This is a genomic window from Saccharopolyspora shandongensis (genome assembly GCF_900106995.1).
Classification (GTDB): Bacteria; Actinomycetota; Actinomycetes; order Mycobacteriales; family Pseudonocardiaceae; genus Saccharopolyspora; species Saccharopolyspora shandongensis.
The window spans coordinates 43,377-57,223 of sequence record NZ_FNOK01000016.1 but is presented as its reverse complement, the minus strand read 5'-3'; the positions used below and the strand labels follow the sequence as shown (position 1 = coordinate 57,223).

General features: G+C 71.6%; 14 protein-coding genes. 5 read left to right on the top strand and 9 right to left on the bottom strand.

From position 1 onward, the window contains the following. Nucleotides 1-32 precede the first annotated feature (32 nt). A complete protein-coding gene (locus tag BLW84_RS18700; protein ID WP_093267018.1) occupies nt 33-710 on the top strand; it encodes a flavin reductase family protein in 678 nt (225 codons plus the stop codon). Between the two features lie 24 nt (nt 711-734). Here the strand turns inward: BLW84_RS18700 and BLW84_RS18695 are convergent, their stop codons facing one another. From BLW84_RS18695 to BLW84_RS18685, 3 genes are all read right to left on the bottom strand, one after another. Then, on the bottom strand, nt 735-1,763 hold the full coding sequence (locus tag BLW84_RS18695) for a tetratricopeptide repeat protein (RefSeq protein ID WP_093267016.1): 1,029 nt from the start codon (nt 1,761-1,763) through the stop codon (nt 735-737). A gap of 235 nt (nt 1,764-1,998) precedes the next feature. Then, a complete protein-coding gene (locus tag BLW84_RS18690; RefSeq protein ID WP_093267154.1) occupies nt 1,999-2,397 on the bottom strand; it encodes a thiol-disulfide oxidoreductase DCC family protein in 399 nt (132 codons plus the stop codon). A 128-nt stretch (nt 2,398-2,525) separates the two neighbouring features. Then, the gene (locus tag BLW84_RS18685; protein ID WP_093267015.1) at nt 2,526-3,929 is read right to left on the bottom strand and encodes an NAD(P)H-quinone dehydrogenase; all 1,404 of its coding nucleotides are present in this window, start codon (nt 3,927-3,929) and stop codon (nt 2,526-2,528) included. A gap of 201 nt (nt 3,930-4,130) precedes the next feature. Here BLW84_RS18685 and BLW84_RS18680 point away from each other — a divergent pair, with 201 nt between their 5' ends. Together BLW84_RS18680 and BLW84_RS18675 are read left to right on the top strand one after the other, a co-directional pair. Beyond that, nucleotides 4,131-4,583 (top strand): gamma-glutamylcyclotransferase family protein, encoded by a 453-nt coding sequence (locus tag BLW84_RS18680; protein ID WP_093267152.1) that lies wholly within the window; start codon nt 4,131-4,133, stop codon nt 4,581-4,583. Between the two features lie 80 nt (nt 4,584-4,663). Then, on the top strand, nt 4,664-5,449 hold the full coding sequence (locus BLW84_RS18675; RefSeq protein ID WP_093267013.1) for a DeoR/GlpR family DNA-binding transcription regulator: 786 nt from the start codon (nt 4,664-4,666) through the stop codon (nt 5,447-5,449). 9 nt (nt 5,450-5,458) lie between these two features. Here the strand turns inward: BLW84_RS18675 and BLW84_RS50655 are convergent, their stop codons facing one another. Then, nucleotides 5,459-5,674 (bottom strand): WYL domain-containing protein, encoded by a 216-nt coding sequence (locus tag BLW84_RS50655; RefSeq protein WP_483880103.1) that lies wholly within the window; start codon nt 5,672-5,674, stop codon nt 5,459-5,461. Between the two features lie 262 nt (nt 5,675-5,936). Here BLW84_RS50655 and BLW84_RS18665 point away from each other — a divergent pair, with 262 nt between their 5' ends. Next, nucleotides 5,937-6,434, top strand: coding sequence for a nuclear transport factor 2 family protein (locus tag BLW84_RS18665; protein ID WP_245761230.1), 498 nt, complete (start codon nt 5,937-5,939; stop codon nt 6,432-6,434). Here the strand turns inward: BLW84_RS18665 and BLW84_RS18660 are convergent, their stop codons facing one another. Continuing rightward, nucleotides 6,435-7,877, bottom strand: coding sequence for an FGGY-family carbohydrate kinase (locus BLW84_RS18660; protein ID WP_093267012.1), 1,443 nt, complete (start codon nt 7,875-7,877; stop codon nt 6,435-6,437). Between the two features lie 34 nt (nt 7,878-7,911). Continuing rightward, the gene (locus tag BLW84_RS18655) at nt 7,912-8,625 is read right to left on the bottom strand and encodes an HAD family hydrolase (RefSeq protein ID WP_093267010.1); all 714 of its coding nucleotides are present in this window, start codon (nt 8,623-8,625) and stop codon (nt 7,912-7,914) included. 158 nt (nt 8,626-8,783) lie between these two features. On the opposite strand from BLW84_RS18655, the gene BLW84_RS18650 reads away from it, so the two are divergent. After that, nucleotides 8,784-10,259: an FGGY-family carbohydrate kinase gene (locus BLW84_RS18650; RefSeq protein ID WP_093267009.1), complete on the top strand. Its 1,476-nt coding sequence runs from the start codon at nt 8,784-8,786 to the stop codon at nt 10,257-10,259. 14 nt (nt 10,260-10,273) lie between these two features. On the opposite strand, the gene BLW84_RS18645 is transcribed toward BLW84_RS18650, so the two are convergent. The 3 genes from BLW84_RS18645 to BLW84_RS18635 form a co-directional block, all read right to left on the bottom strand. Further along, nucleotides 10,274-10,939 carry a hypothetical protein gene (locus BLW84_RS18645; RefSeq protein ID WP_177226547.1) on the bottom strand — a complete coding sequence of 222 codons (666 nt, stop codon included), beginning with the start codon at nt 10,937-10,939 and terminating at the stop codon, nt 10,274-10,276. A gap of 147 nt (nt 10,940-11,086) precedes the next feature. After that, nucleotides 11,087-12,478, bottom strand: a complete 1,392-nt coding sequence (locus tag BLW84_RS18640; RefSeq protein ID WP_425441724.1) for an amidohydrolase — start codon at nt 12,476-12,478, stop codon at nt 11,087-11,089. Continuing rightward, entirely contained in the window at nt 12,475-13,725 is a 1,251-nt protein-coding gene (locus BLW84_RS18635; RefSeq protein ID WP_093267007.1) for an amidohydrolase, read from the bottom strand. The genes BLW84_RS18640 and BLW84_RS18635 overlap by 4 nt, the downstream gene beginning before the upstream one ends. Between the last annotated feature and the right edge of the window lie 122 nt (nt 13,726-13,847).

Sequence of the window (13,847 nt, the reverse complement as noted above, 5' to 3'; positions counted from 1 at the left end):
CGCCGAAGCAACACCTCCTTACCGTTCTCTCCATGGAAACCACATCGTCCAGCAACGACTTCCGGACCAGCCGCGGTGCCGATGTCGATCACGTGACCATCGCGCCGAGCGTCCTGTACTTCGGAACGCCGGTGGCGTTGCTGTCGACCGAGAACGCCGACGGCACCGCGAACCTCGCGCCGATGTCGTCCGCCTGGGCCCTCGGCGACGTGATGGTCCTCGGGATGGGCGGCAGCTCCCACACCGCGGCCAATCTCGAGGCTCGCCCCGATCTCGTGATCAACTTCCCCTCGCCCGAGCAGTGGCCCGCGGTTGAACGCCTCGCGCCCCTGACCGGCCGGAACCCGGTTCCGGACCAGAAGCGAGGCGTGTTCCGCTTCGAACCGGACAAGTTCGGGGCCGCCGGGCTGCGCCCGGAGCCTTCGAACCTGGTGCGCCCGCCCCGCGTCGCCGAGTGCCCGGTTCAACTGGAGGCCCGCGCGACACGGGTTCGAGCCGATGCCACCGGAAGCTTCCGCATCATCGAGGCGCGGGTGCTGCGGGTGCACTGCGATCCGCGCATCGTCGTCGGTGGCACGGACCACATCGACCCGACAGCGTGGAGCCCCCTGATCTACAACTTCCGCCACTACTTCGGGCTCGGCCGGGAACTAGGCCACAGCTTTCGTTCCCAGACCCCGCACCGGAAGGACGCGACAACGTCGGTCTAGGCCGGCGAGCGGATGTGCCCTTGCTCAGGCGGCGACCTCTACCATTTCGCTGATCGCCTCCTCCACCATTCGCCTGGTGTGCCGCAGTTCCCGGCTGTCCAACCGGTCCCGCAAGGCGCACAGGTCGCGCTCGGTGGCGGGACGCGGCCGCCCCAGCTTGTCGAGGCTCTTCAACAAGCCCAGCTCGGCCAGTGCGGCACCGCGCGGTTCGTTGATGGACTGGAACATCTGCTTCGCGTCCCGGTACGTGCGTGCGGCCTCCCCGTGCCAGGACGCGCGGAAGAGGACGTTGCCGCGCATCTTGCGGTTGTAGGCCAGCGCACTGACCAGGTCCATCCGGCGGCAGATCTTCTCGGCTCGCGACAACAGCTGCAGCGCCTCGTCGTGCTCCCCGCGCAACGACACGACGTCCGCCATCCCCCGCAGCGCCCAGGCCAGGCCGCGCTCGTCCCCGCCTTCCTCCGCGATCTCGGAGGCCTCCGCGAACCGCTCCCACGCGGCGTCCAGGTCGCCCGCATTGCGGTCGAGCTGGGCCAGGCCCTCCAGCGCCCACACCGTGTGCCGGCACTCGCCCCGCTTGCGGGCCTCGGCCAGCAGCTGCACGTGCAGCTCGCGTGCTTCCTCGTAGTCCCCGCGGATCCGCAGCGTTTCGGCGATCCCGGCGACCGAGTAGCCGTACGCGATCACTTCGCCGGACTGCTTCGCGAGATCCCGCGCGTAGCTGAGCCAGCGCACCGCGGCGGCCATCTGCCCCCGCTGCCGGGCCAGGGTGCCGCCGCTCCACAGCGCCCACGCCATCGCGCCCCGCTCCCCCGCGCTGCGGGCCGTCCGGTAGCTCGCCCGCCACGCCGCATCCGCTTCGTCGAGCCTGCCGAGGCGCCGGTACGCCTCCGCGACCGCCAGCCGCGCTTGGGCGAGCGCCAGGCCGACGCCCTCCTCCGCGGCCTGGGACTCGCGCTCCAACGCTGCCGCCAGCACATCCCCGAGGGCCGCGTTCACCGACATCTCCCGAAGCTTCCCCTGGTACTCCGGAGCGAATGCCTTGCCGTACATCTCGAGCCACCTGGCCTTTCCACCGAGTTGGTGCCCAAGACGCACCAATTTGATTCGCGGCCACGCCCTCCGCCGATCCCCTGAAGCGGAGGGCGGGCCACTCCGAACCCCCGAACGACTTCAAAGCTATTGCGTCGCGAGGGGTCGGCGGCTCAGCCGAATTGGCAGCCCGGCTCAACCGATCGGCCAGGAAGGAGGCAGTGCTTCTAGTACTTTTGGCCGAGGCCGGTGGCGGTCAGGAACGGTCCGAATGGCCAGGGCGCTCAGCAGGCGGCAGCTGGCAGGCCGGGGTGGCGCCGGGCAGCCGATAGCGGTTCGCCGCGACCCACCGGTAAGCCCACTCCGCCAGCAGCCGCAGCACCGGGGCGGACATGAACAGGCCGAGCACCGGCCACGGCGTGCGGCAGTTCTTGAGCAGCTCCGCGACCGCGGCCGCGCCGCCGAACACGCGGCCCGACCTGTCCACCCACAGCACCTCGTGCCGGGCTCGGTCCGATGTGGTCCGCAGTGCGGCGAGATCCGCCTCCTGCCAAGGCAGGATGCGCATGCGCACCGGCAGCCGCTCCGCGAGCCGCACGCTGCGCGTGCAGAATCCGCAGTCCCCGTCGTAGATCAGCACCGGCAGGTCTGCCATGTCGCGCACGCCCCTCTCAGCCCGATCCGCCGGCCGCCTCCACCAGTGGGCGCGGCCAGACGGTCGGTAACACGGTGCACCGCCTCGCGAGGCTCGCGCCAGCGTTCGAGCCGACGGGTCGGCGCGGATCAGTCCAGGTCGTCGTGGCGCATCAGCAGGCGGCCGGCCTCGGTCAGCGAACCCGACAGCGACGGGTACACCGAGAAGGTGTTCGCCAGGTTGTCGACGGTCACCTGGTTCTGCACCGCGAGCGCGATCGGCAGGATCAGCTCGCTGGCGTTCGGCGCCACCACGACGCCGCCCACCACCACGCCGGTCTGCGGGCGGCAGAAGACCTTGAGGAAGCCGCGCCGCAGGCCCTCCATCTTCGCCCGCGGGTTGGTCGCCAGCGGCATCGTCACGGTCCGCGCCGGCACCTCCCCGGAATCGATCGCCTGCTGGCTGATGCCGACCGTGGCGATCTCCGGGTGCGTGAAGACGTTCGCCGCGACGGTCTTGAGCTTGATCGGCGTGACGCCCTCACCGAGCGCGTGCCACATCGCGATGCGGCCCTGCATGCCCGCCACCGAGGCCAGCAGCAGCAGACCGGTGCAGTCGCCGGCCGCGTAGACGCCGGGCACGCAGGTCCGCGACACCCGGTCGACCGGGATGTAGCCGCCGCGGTCGGGCTCGATCCCCACCCGCTCCAGGCCGATGTCGGTGGTGTTGGGCACCGAGCCGACGGTCATCAGCGCGTGGCTGGCCTCGACCTGCCGCCCGTCGGCGAGGTGGATCAGCACCCCGGAGTCGGTGCGCTCCACCTTCTCGGCCCGGGCGTGCTTGACGACCTCGGTGCCGCGCTCGGCGAACACCTCTTCCAGCACCGCCGCGGCGTCCGCGTCCTCGTGCGGCAGCACCCGGTCGCGGCTGGAGATCATGGTGACCTTGACGCCCATCTCGGTGTAGGCGGAGGCGAACTCCACGCCGGTCACACCGGAGCCGATCACGGCCAGGTGCTCGGGCAGTTCGGGCAGGTCGTAGAGCTGCCGCCAGGTCAGGATCCGCTCCCCGTCGGGCTCGGCGTCCTTGAGGATCCGGGGCGTGGCGCCGGTGGCGATCAGCACGACGTCGGCGGACAGCTCCTCGAAGCTGCCGTCGGCCAGGTCGACCCCGATGTGGTGGACGGCCATGCCCTTGGTCGGGTTGGTGAACCGCGCGCGGCCCGGCAGGATCTTCACGCCCTCGCGGCGGACCCGGGAGCGGATGTCGGCGGACTGCGCGAGCGCCAGGCCCTTGACCCGGCCGTGCACCACCGCGACGTCGACGTCGGAGTCCTCGGTCTTGGTGCGGATGCCCAGCTCGCGGGCGTCGCGGAACGCGGAGCGCGCGCCGGCGGAGGCGATGAAGGTCTTCGACGGGACGCAGTCGTAGAGCACGCACGCGCCGCCGAGGCCCTCCGGCTCGACCAGCGTGACATCCGCCCCGTTCGAAGCCGCGACCAGCGCCGCCTCGTAGCCCGCGGGGCCGCCTCCCATGATCACGATGCGGGTCACTTCGCGCTCCTCCTCGGTCCGCCTGCCTTGTGGGCGCCGAACTCACCGTACGCTGCGACGAGTCCAGGCATTTCGGGTGGTGCCGCGCGAGTTGACCACCGTGGCGCAGGCCACCCCCCGGCGTTCCAGGCCGGGACCCCACCCACATTCGTGACGTAGTCCGCTCCGCCACCCGGGCTGTCGATCGCTACCCTGTTGGGCGTGCCTCTGTACGCCGCGTACGGGTCCAACATGGACCCGGCCCAGATGATGAAGCGCGCCCCGCATTCCCCGCTGGCGGGAACGGGCTGGCTGGTGGACTGGCGGCTGACCTTCGGCGGCGAGGACTACGGCTGGGAAGGGGCCCTCGCCACGATCGTCGAGCAGCCGGGCTCCCAGGTTTTCACGGTGCTCTACGACGTCAGCCCGGAAGACGAGCAGCAGCTCGACAACTGGGAAGGCGCCGAGCTCGGCATGCACAAGAAGCTGCGGCTGCGGGTGCAGACGCTGGACGGATCGGCGCTGGCCTGGCTGTACGTGCTGGACGCCTACGAAGGCGGGCTGCCGTCGGCGCGCTATCTCGGCGTGATGGCCGATGCGGCCGAAGCGGCCGGTGCTCCCGAGGACTACGTCGAGAAGCTGCGCAAACGCCCGTGCCACAACGTCGGCCCGTGAACCCGGCGTGACATCCGGACCGAATATCACGTCTCTCGTGTGATAATCACTCTGGTTGCACACGCGAGGTGAGGGAGTCCATGGCCGACGCCGGCACGCCGGTCAACCAGCAGGACCGGCGCGAGCAGATCCGCCAGGAAGTGCTGGCCAGCGGGTTCGTCCGCATCGAGGCACTGGCCGCCGAGCACGGGGTCAGCGGGATGACCATCCACCGCGACCTGGACGTCCTCGAACAGCAGGGCTGGCTGCGCAAGGTTCGCGGCGGTGCGACGTCGACTCCGACCGCGCTGCTGGAGACCTCGGTGCGGGCTCGGATCGCCGACGCGGCCGACGAGAAAGCACGCATCGCGAAGCACGCCATTCGACACGTTTCCCCTGGTCAGGTCGTCGCTCTCGACGACAGCACCAGCGCGCTCGCGGTCGCGGAGCGATTGGCGCCGCTGGGTCCGCTGACCGTCGTGACGAACTTCCTGTCCGTGATCAACCTGCTCAGCGGCGAACCGGGGCTGCACCTGATCGGGCTCGGCGGCGACTACCAGCCGTCCTACGACGCGTTCCTCGGCCTGCACACCGCGGGGATGGCCCGCACGATGCGCTCCGACGTGCTGTTCATGTCGACCACCGCGGTCGTCGACGGGCACTGCCTGCACCGCTCGCAGGAGACCATCCAGGTCAAGCGCGCCCTCATGGAGACCACCGGCAAGCGCGTGCTGCTGCTGGACCACTCCAAGTTCGACCGGCGCGCCGTGCACGAGCTGGCGCCGCTGACCGAGTTCGACGTCGTCGTGGTCGACGCGGGTACCCCGGCACCGCTGCGCGACGAGTTGCGGGCGGCGGGCGTGGCACTGGAAGTCGCCGAAGGTTGATCACCCGCGTCATGCCGTGCCGTAGATGCGGTTCAGGGCGTCGAGCGTCCTGGTGAGCCGCTCCCGGAGCTCGGCGGGAGCGAGGACTTCCGCGTCGGCACCGAGTTTGAGCAGCTCCGGGAGGGCTTGGTCGGCGGACTCGATGGGGATCGTCACCCGGGTCCAGCCGTCGGCATCGGGGGTTCCTGCGGTTCGTCGTACCGCTTGCGCCACGGCCGGCTCCACCAGGTGCGGCAACCGGTCGAGGACCTGCGGGGAAAGCCTGATGATCGCCTCGCCCCGATGCCGTCGCGCATCGAATTGCTCCAGGTAGGCCTGCCAGTAGGCAGCCAGGTCGAACCCGACCGGGTGAAGCGCTCGTCGAGGACGTGCAGGTCGACGATCCAGGAGATGCGGTAGGAACGGATCCGTTCGGCCGCACCGGCCACGAGGTACCAGTGGCCGCTTTCAGGACCAGCCCGTACGGCTGCACGATCCGGGTCGTCTCGTGGGGCTCGGCCCAGCGCAGGTCGACGAGGACGAGCGGATCCGGTCCGACTACCAGTTCCCCGAACCGATTGCACGCGGAAGCGCGCTAACCCGTGCCATTGCGAAGGAATTCCTCCGCCGGCTCGGAGAAGGCGATGCGGACCGGATCGCCGAGCTGTTCGCCGAGCAGGTCGACTGGGTGCTGGACTGGCCGGCCGGCGGTCATCCGGCGGTGCCCTGGATCCGGCCCCGCTCGACCCGGGCCGACGTCGCCGACCACTTCCGCGCGATCGCCGAGTTCCACGTGCCCGGCGAGGCCGGCGGATCCGCACCGCGGATCCTCGTGGACGGCAACGAGGCGGTCGTGCTCGGTGACATCCGCCAGACGGTGAAGGCCACCGGCAAGCCGTACACCGCGCTGTGCGCGCTGCACCTCGTCATCGAGGACGGCCTGATCACGCGCTACGCCGTCTACGAGGACAGCCTCACGGTCGCGGAAGCCCTCTCCGGCTCCTGATCAGGACGCGGAGCCCCAGCCCCGGGCGCGGAGCTCGTCGACGAAGCGCCGGTAGCTGTCGCCCAGCTGCCGCACTTCTGCCCGCACCGGCTCGACGAGCTCGCCACCGGGCACCATCGCCGCCGCCGCAGAGCTCAGGTTCGGGTAGATCGAACCGCTGGCCGCCAGCAGCGCCGCACCCAACGCCGTACCCGCGCCTTGGACGCGCAGCACCGGCTTCTCCAGCACCGATGCCCTGATCTGGCACCAGGCGATGCTGCGGGCTCCGCCGCCGGCGGTGCGCACGGCGCCTTCTGCCGGCGCACCGAGCTCGGCCAGCCGCTCCAGCGCGAGCCGCTCGCAGAAGGCGACGCCTTCGAGGCGGGAGCGGTACTCGTCGACCCGGTCCGCGGGCGTGCCGAGCGTGAACCGCGTGGCGTTCGCGGCGAGGAACGGGAACCGCTCCCCCTCGCCGCGCAGCGGGTAGCCGACCACGCTCGCCGGTCCGCGCTCGGTCGCCGCCGCGTCCAGGCTCGACAGCTCGGCCGGGTCCACATCGGACAGCGCCGAGCCGCCGATGTTCGCCGCGCCGCCGGGCAGCCACATCCCGTCCGGGTGCAGGTGGCTGTACACCGCGCCGGCCGGATCGTGCACGAGCTCCTTGGACACTCCCTTGAGCACCAGCGTGGTGCCGAGGACCGTCACGAACTGCCCGACGTCGACCGCTCCGCAGGCCAGCTGCCCGGCGCAGCCGTCGGTCATCCCGGCACGCACCTCGCAGCCGACCGGGAGTCCGGTCAGCGCCGCGGCGTTCGCATCGACGGTGCCCAGCACCGCCGTCGGACGCACGACCTCCGGGAGCAGCCCGCCCGGCACGTCCAAGGCCTCGAACGCCTCATTGGCCCACTCGCCGTCGACGGCGTCGTAGCCGCTCTTCAGCGCGTGGCTGGAATCGGTGGCGACCGGATGCCCGACAAGCTTCCAGGCGATGACGTCGGGCGTGTGGCACACCCGCGCCGTGCCGTCCGGGAGGTGCCGCGCCAGCCAACCGATCCGGGCCAGGCCGGAGCCCGCCGACGGCGTGATGCCGGTGCGCCGCCAGCGGCTCGCACCCACCTCGGCGGCGATCTTGGCTTCCGCATCGGCACGGCGGTCGTCGTACATCAGCGCTGCCGTGAGCGGCTCGCCGTCACCGTCGACCGGAACGACGGTGCCCGACGTCGCCGAGATCGCCAGCGATCGGATTTCGCTGCTGCGCGAACCCAATGCGGCCGTGCACTCGGCAAGGCTGTCGCGCACCGCGGGCCACCAGGTGGTCGCGTCCTGCTCGGAGCGTCCGCCCGGTGATCGCACCGGCTGCGGCAACCGCCGGGACGCCGCGGCGATCACCGGGCCCGCCGGATCGTGGATCTGCACCCGGACGTTGGCGGTCGCGACGTCGACGCCCGCGACGAGCTCTGTCATCGGCAAGCCTCCAGCGCTTTCGAGAGTTGTTCGCTCATTCGGCCCCCTGCAGGCGTTCCAACGCGGTGGGCAGCTCGGCCAGCGAGAACACCGCCACATCGGGCTCGGCGAGCTGCTCGGGCGTGGGCTCCGGCGGCGCCTCGCCGCGCACGACCCAAACCGTGCGCAGCCCGACCTGGTGCGCGCCGCGCACGTCGGTGTCGAGCCGGTTGCCGACGTGCACCGCGTTCTTCGGCTCGACGCCGGCTTCCCGCAGGGCGTGCTGGAAGATCCGCGGGTCCGGCTTCTCCGCGCCGACGACCTCCGAAACCGCCCAGATGTCGATGAAGTCGGCAACGCCGTCCCGGCGGAGCGCGTCCACGACGACCGCTCGCTGGTTCGCCACGACCGCGAGTTTGTAACGACCGGCGAGCTCGCGCAGCGTCGGGAGCACGTCGGCGTGCAGTGCCGACGGCAGGTACTCCCAGTAGCGCTCGGCGCGGTCGGACAGCCGCTGCCGGTCCTGCGCGGTCAGGAACCGCTCGGCGACCGCGGTGCGCAGGGACCCGCCCTGGGCTTGGCGGCGTTCGTCGTAGACCTGCTGGAACTCGGCTTCGTCGACGCTCCGGCCGTCTTCGGCCGCCAGTTCTCGCGCGGCGCGCAGCAGCGCGTCGCGGTAGGCCTTGTCGTCGTAGATGGGGCCGCCGACGTCGAGCAGCACGAGCTCGATGCGGTCGTTCTCCGAACCGGGGTGGGGTTGAGGCGGCACGTGGCGTCCTTCCGGTCGTGGTCCGCAACCGGGACCTTGGTGTCACATCCCATCGCAAACATAACACCTATCTTGAAATTTTTAACACCAAATGTTGTGATGTTCTCGGGTCGAGCCGACCGGGTCGACCACGCAGGGGGGATCAGGAGGACACGCCCGTGATCACCATCGGCATCGACGCCGGCACCTCGGTGGTGAAGAGCGTCGCCTACGCCTCGGACGGCACCGAGCTCGCGGTCGTCCGCCGCCCGACCCGCGTCGAACGCCCCCGGCCCGGCTGGGCCGAGCAGGACATGCCCGAGGTCTGGTCGGCCGTCGCGGACACCGTCGCCGAACTCGTCCGCGAACTCGGCGCCGAGGTCGCCGCGCTGGCGATCACCGCGCAGGGCGACGGCTGCTGGCTCGTCGACGAGGCCGGCCGACCGACCGGTCCCGCGCTGCTCTGGAACGACGTGCGCGCCTCGGCGATCGCCGCGAACTGGGCCGACTCCGGACTGCTCGCCGAGCTGTTCAAGATCAACGGCTCGGTCGGCTTCGCCGGGCTGCCGCACGCTCAGCTCAGCTGGCTCGCCGAGCACCAGCCGGACCGGATCGCTACCGCCGCGAAGGTGCTCACCTGCGGCGGCTGGCTGTTCAACTGCCTCACCGGCCGCCTCGCCTGGGACGTCTCCGAGGCCTCCAACCCGTTCCTCGACGCCCGGACCGGCCGCTACTCCGACGCGGTGCTCAGCGAACTCGGCCTGGACTGGGCGCAGCGGCTGCTGCCCGACGCCGTGGACGGCGCGCAGCGGATCGCTCCGCTGCAGCGGTCCGCGGCCGAGCGGCTGGGCGTTCCGGAAGGCACGCCGGTCGTGCTGGGCGCCTACGACGTGATCTCCACCGCGATCGGCGCGGGCGTGACCGAGCCCGGGCAGGCCTGCACCATCCTCGGCACCACGATCTGCACCGAGGTGATCAGCGACGAGCCCCGGTTGGAGCGCGCTCCCGTCGGCATGTCGCTGCGCACCCCGATGCCCGGCCGCTGGATGCTCGCCAGCGCCACGCTCGCCGGGACCGAGGTCGTCGAATGGGCCTGCCGGATGCTCGGCCTGCCCAACCCGGAGAACCTCACCGAGCTCGCCGAACAGGCCGAGCCGGGCAGCAAGGACCTGCTGATGCTGCCCTACCTCTCGCTCGGCGGAGAGCGCGCGCCCTTCTACGACCCGGCCGCGCGCGGGAGCCTGCAGGGCCTGAGCCTGGAGCACGGCCCCGCCGAGATCGCGCGGGCCTGCCTGGAGGGGCTGGCCATGGTGATCCGGGACTGCCTGGTCGCCAGCACCGCGCAGCCCACCGAGCTGCGGCTCACCGGCGGCGGATCGGCGAACCCGTTGTGGCGCCAGGTGATCGCGGACGTCACCGGCCTGCCGGTCGTTCGCACCACCGACGAGCAGGCCGGGGCGCGGGGCGCGGCGGTGACCGCGCACGCATTGCTGGCGGGACGCGACATCACCGACGTCGCCCGCGAGCTGGTCGGCACGTCGGAACCGCTGCGGCCGACCGAGAGCAACCGCGCGCTGTACGACGACGCATACGCCCGGTTCGTCGAGGTGCGCGAAGCCGCCCAGGCCGCCGGTTGGTTCCGGCGCGCGGACTGACGTTCGGCTGCTCATCACACACCTCCGACCAGCACGCCGCGAGGCCTGGACCACGCGAGTTGGAGCAGGGCCGTGGCTCGCCGGGTGCCCCGGCGATCCCTGCGCCGGGCGAGCCGCTCGGCGACCAACGCCCGGAAGCGCTCGGCGGCTTCGCCGAGCTGGGCGAGCGCCTGCTCCAGGCAGTCCAGCGCCGACCGCTGCTCGCCGGTGCACAGCAGTTCGCAGATGGCGACGTCCAGCGCCTGGGTGCGCAGCCCGTCGAGCTCGACGACGTCGCACTCCCTGACCCAGGCCTGGTGGATGACGAGATCCGGCTGGGACCGGAGCTCGCGGTCGTAGGGAATGGTCACGTGCACCACGCCGTCGGCGGCGAAATCGCACCCGTGCATCGCCACCGCGGTAGCGCCGGACAGCACGGCGTGCGGTCCGGCGCGCAGCAACGCGGCCGCCGCTCGGGTCAGCGGATCGTGGACGCGGGTGACCGGGACGATGACCCCGTACCAAGGCTCCACCCAGTCGCCTTCGGCGAGTCCGGTCGCAACCTCCGCGCGACCGAGCGCCCGCTCCGCGTCGCGGCGGGTCATGGCACCGTGCAGCGAGGACTGCGGCCAGCCGCCCGGCACGTCGGGTTCGACGGCCACCGGCGGCCGCATTTCGGGGGAGATGATGTTCGCGGTCATGCCATTAAAGAGGCGGGAACCCCGCGAACAGATACAGCGGCGAGCGGATACACCTCGTTCGGGTGGACTCAGCGAACCACGTGCAGGAGGGTGCTGATCCGGCGCTGCGGCCGTCCGGCGGACAGTGCCCGCCGGACGGCCTCGACCTCAGCGCTCCAGGCTGATCAGGGCGGTGTTCACCATCGCTCGGATGCCCACGAACAGTGCCCGCTCGTCCAGCGCGAACGTCGGCTGGTGCAGGTCCTTGACCCGACCCACCCCGGAGTGGACGCCCAGCCTCGCGAACGAGCCCGGCACGTGCTCCAGGTACCAGCCGAAGTCCTCGCCACCGGACGACTGCGGGGTGCTGGCCAGGGCGTCTTCGCCGACGCCGGCGGCGATCCCGGCCCGCAGCAGCTCGGTGCTCTCCGCGTCGTTCACCACCGGTGGCACGCCGCGGCGGTGCTGCAGGTCGAACCCGACGCCCAGCGGCGCCAGCAGGTTGTGCACGAGCTCGTGCACCAACGGTTCCAGCTTGGCCCAGGTGTCGCGGTCACCTGTGCGCAACGTCCCGGTCAGCACGCCGTCCTGCGGAATGGCGTTCGGCGCCTCGCCCGCGTGCACCGCGCCCCAGGTCAGGACGGTTCCGGTGCGCGGGTCGACGCGGCGCGACAGCAACGTCGGCAGGCCCGTGATGACGGTGCCCAGCGCGTGCACCAGGTCCGCGGTCAGGTGCGGGCGCGAGGTGTGCCCGCCCGGCGAGGTCAGCCGGAGCTCCAGCAGGTCGGCCGCCGACGTGATCGCCCCGACCCGGGTTCCGACCTGTCCCACCAGCAGCCGCGGGTCGCAGTGCAGCCCGAAGATCCGGTCCACGTCGTCGAGGGCACCGGCGGCCAGCACGTCCAGGGCTCCACCGGGCATCACCTCTTCGGCCGGCTGGAAGACCATCCGCACCCGGCCGGGCAGGCTCGGCGCGGCGGCCAGCGCCAGCGCGGCGCCCAGCGCGACCGTGGTGTGCGCGTCGTGCCCGCAGGCGTGCGCGACACCGTCCACTGTGGAGGCGTAGGGCAGTCCGGTGGTTTCGCTCAGCGGCAGCGCGTCGATGTCCGCCCGCAGCGCCACGGTGCGCTGGCCGGGCCGCGCCTCCCCGATGTCGCAGACCAGGCCGGTGCCCACCGGCAGCATCCGCGGGCGCAAGCCCGCTCGGGTGAGCTGCTCGGCGAGGAACGCGGTGGTCTCGTGCTCCGCGCGGGAGAGCTCCGGGTAGGCGTGGATGTGCCGCCGCCAGGCCACCACTCGATGCGCGTTGGTGTCCAGCCAGGCATCCAGCCAGGATGGTCCACGACCAGCGCCGAGGTCGACCACGGCGGATTCCGCACCGGACCCCACGCTGGACATGGTGCTGCCGATGGGCGCACTCGGCCCGTCCGCACCTGCCGCCACGAGAGTTCCCTGGGCCACGGCGGAACGCTCCGCCGCTTCCCAATCCACGTCTTCCACCGCCGAACTGCCGTTCGGGGACTGACCCGGGTCCGGGCCACGAGAATCCACCACGGTCACGCCACGCCTCCCGACGTGCAGATCTGTTCCGACGAGCTCCGAGCCGACCGGTCGCGCGCGGCCGCCAGCAGGCGATCGCGTTGCGCGCCGTCCAAAGCAGCGGCCACTCCTGTCCAGGCCATCGCCAACGCTGCGTCGAGCACCGCGCGATCCGCGGCCGGCGTTGCGCAGGCCGCGGCGAATTCCGCCTGGTGGTTGACCGCGTCGCCGCAGTCCACCGCGATCATCGGATGGATCGCGGGCAAGGCCTGGGTCACGTTGCCCATGTCGGTGCTGCCGATTACCGGGCCCTGCTCATCGCCCCGGTCGAGCGGTTCGCGCCCGAGCTCGGTGATCGCGCGGCCGTACACCTCCGACAGCCAGCCATCGGGGTTCAGCTCCGCGTACACCGGAGAGATCTGCACGACTTCGTGCTCACATCCGGTCGCCGTCGCGCCCGCCTCGAAACAGGCCCGAATACGGTTCTCCAGGCGCTGCAGGGAGCGCGCTTCGGCTGCACGCAGGTTATAGACCGCCGCGGTGTGCGCTGGAACGATGTTCGGCGCCGCGCCACCTGCGGTAACGATACCGTGCACCATTTGCCGGGGCTCGAGGTGCTGGCGGAGCAGGCCGATGGCGACCTGCGCGACCGTCAGCGCGTCGGCGGCGTTGCGGCCGAGTTGCGGGGCCGCGGCGGCGTGCGCCGCGCGGCCGGTGTAGCGGACCTCGAGATCGGCGATGGCCAGCGAGGTCGGCCGGCAGACCTCTTCCGGTCCGGGGTGCACCATCATCGCCATCGCGACGTCGTCGAAGACGCCGCGCTCCAGCATCAGCACCTTGCCGCCGCCGGTCTCCTCGGCCGGGGTGCCGATCAGCCGCACCGTGATGCCGAGGTCGTCGGCGATCCCCGCCAGTGCGAGCGCGGCACCGACGCCGGCCGCGGCGATGACGTTGTGCCCGCAGGCGTGGCCGACCTCCGGCAGCGCGTCGTACTCCGCGCAGATGCCGACCACCAGTTCACCGCTGCCCGATTCGGCCACGAGCGCGGTGTCCAGGTCGGCGACCGGGGTTCGGACGGCGAAGCCGTGCCGGGCGAGCAGGTCCGCGACCTTGGCGGCGCTGCGGTGTTCGGCGAACGCGAGCTCCGGCTCGGCGTGGATGCTCCGGGAGAGCTCGACCAGCTCCGCTTCGTGGTGTTGCACCCGGTCGCGGCAGTGGGCACGCGCCGCGGCAGAACGATCGGCGGCGGGGTGTGGAGCGGTACTCATTTGCGCCCCATCCTGCATCATCCGGATCGTCGGCGCGGGCCTGGCGCGAGGCCGGGAGCCCACCGGTCGTCACACTGCGACGAACGGGTGGTTCGGATTCGGCAGAACCGAAGAAATTGGAG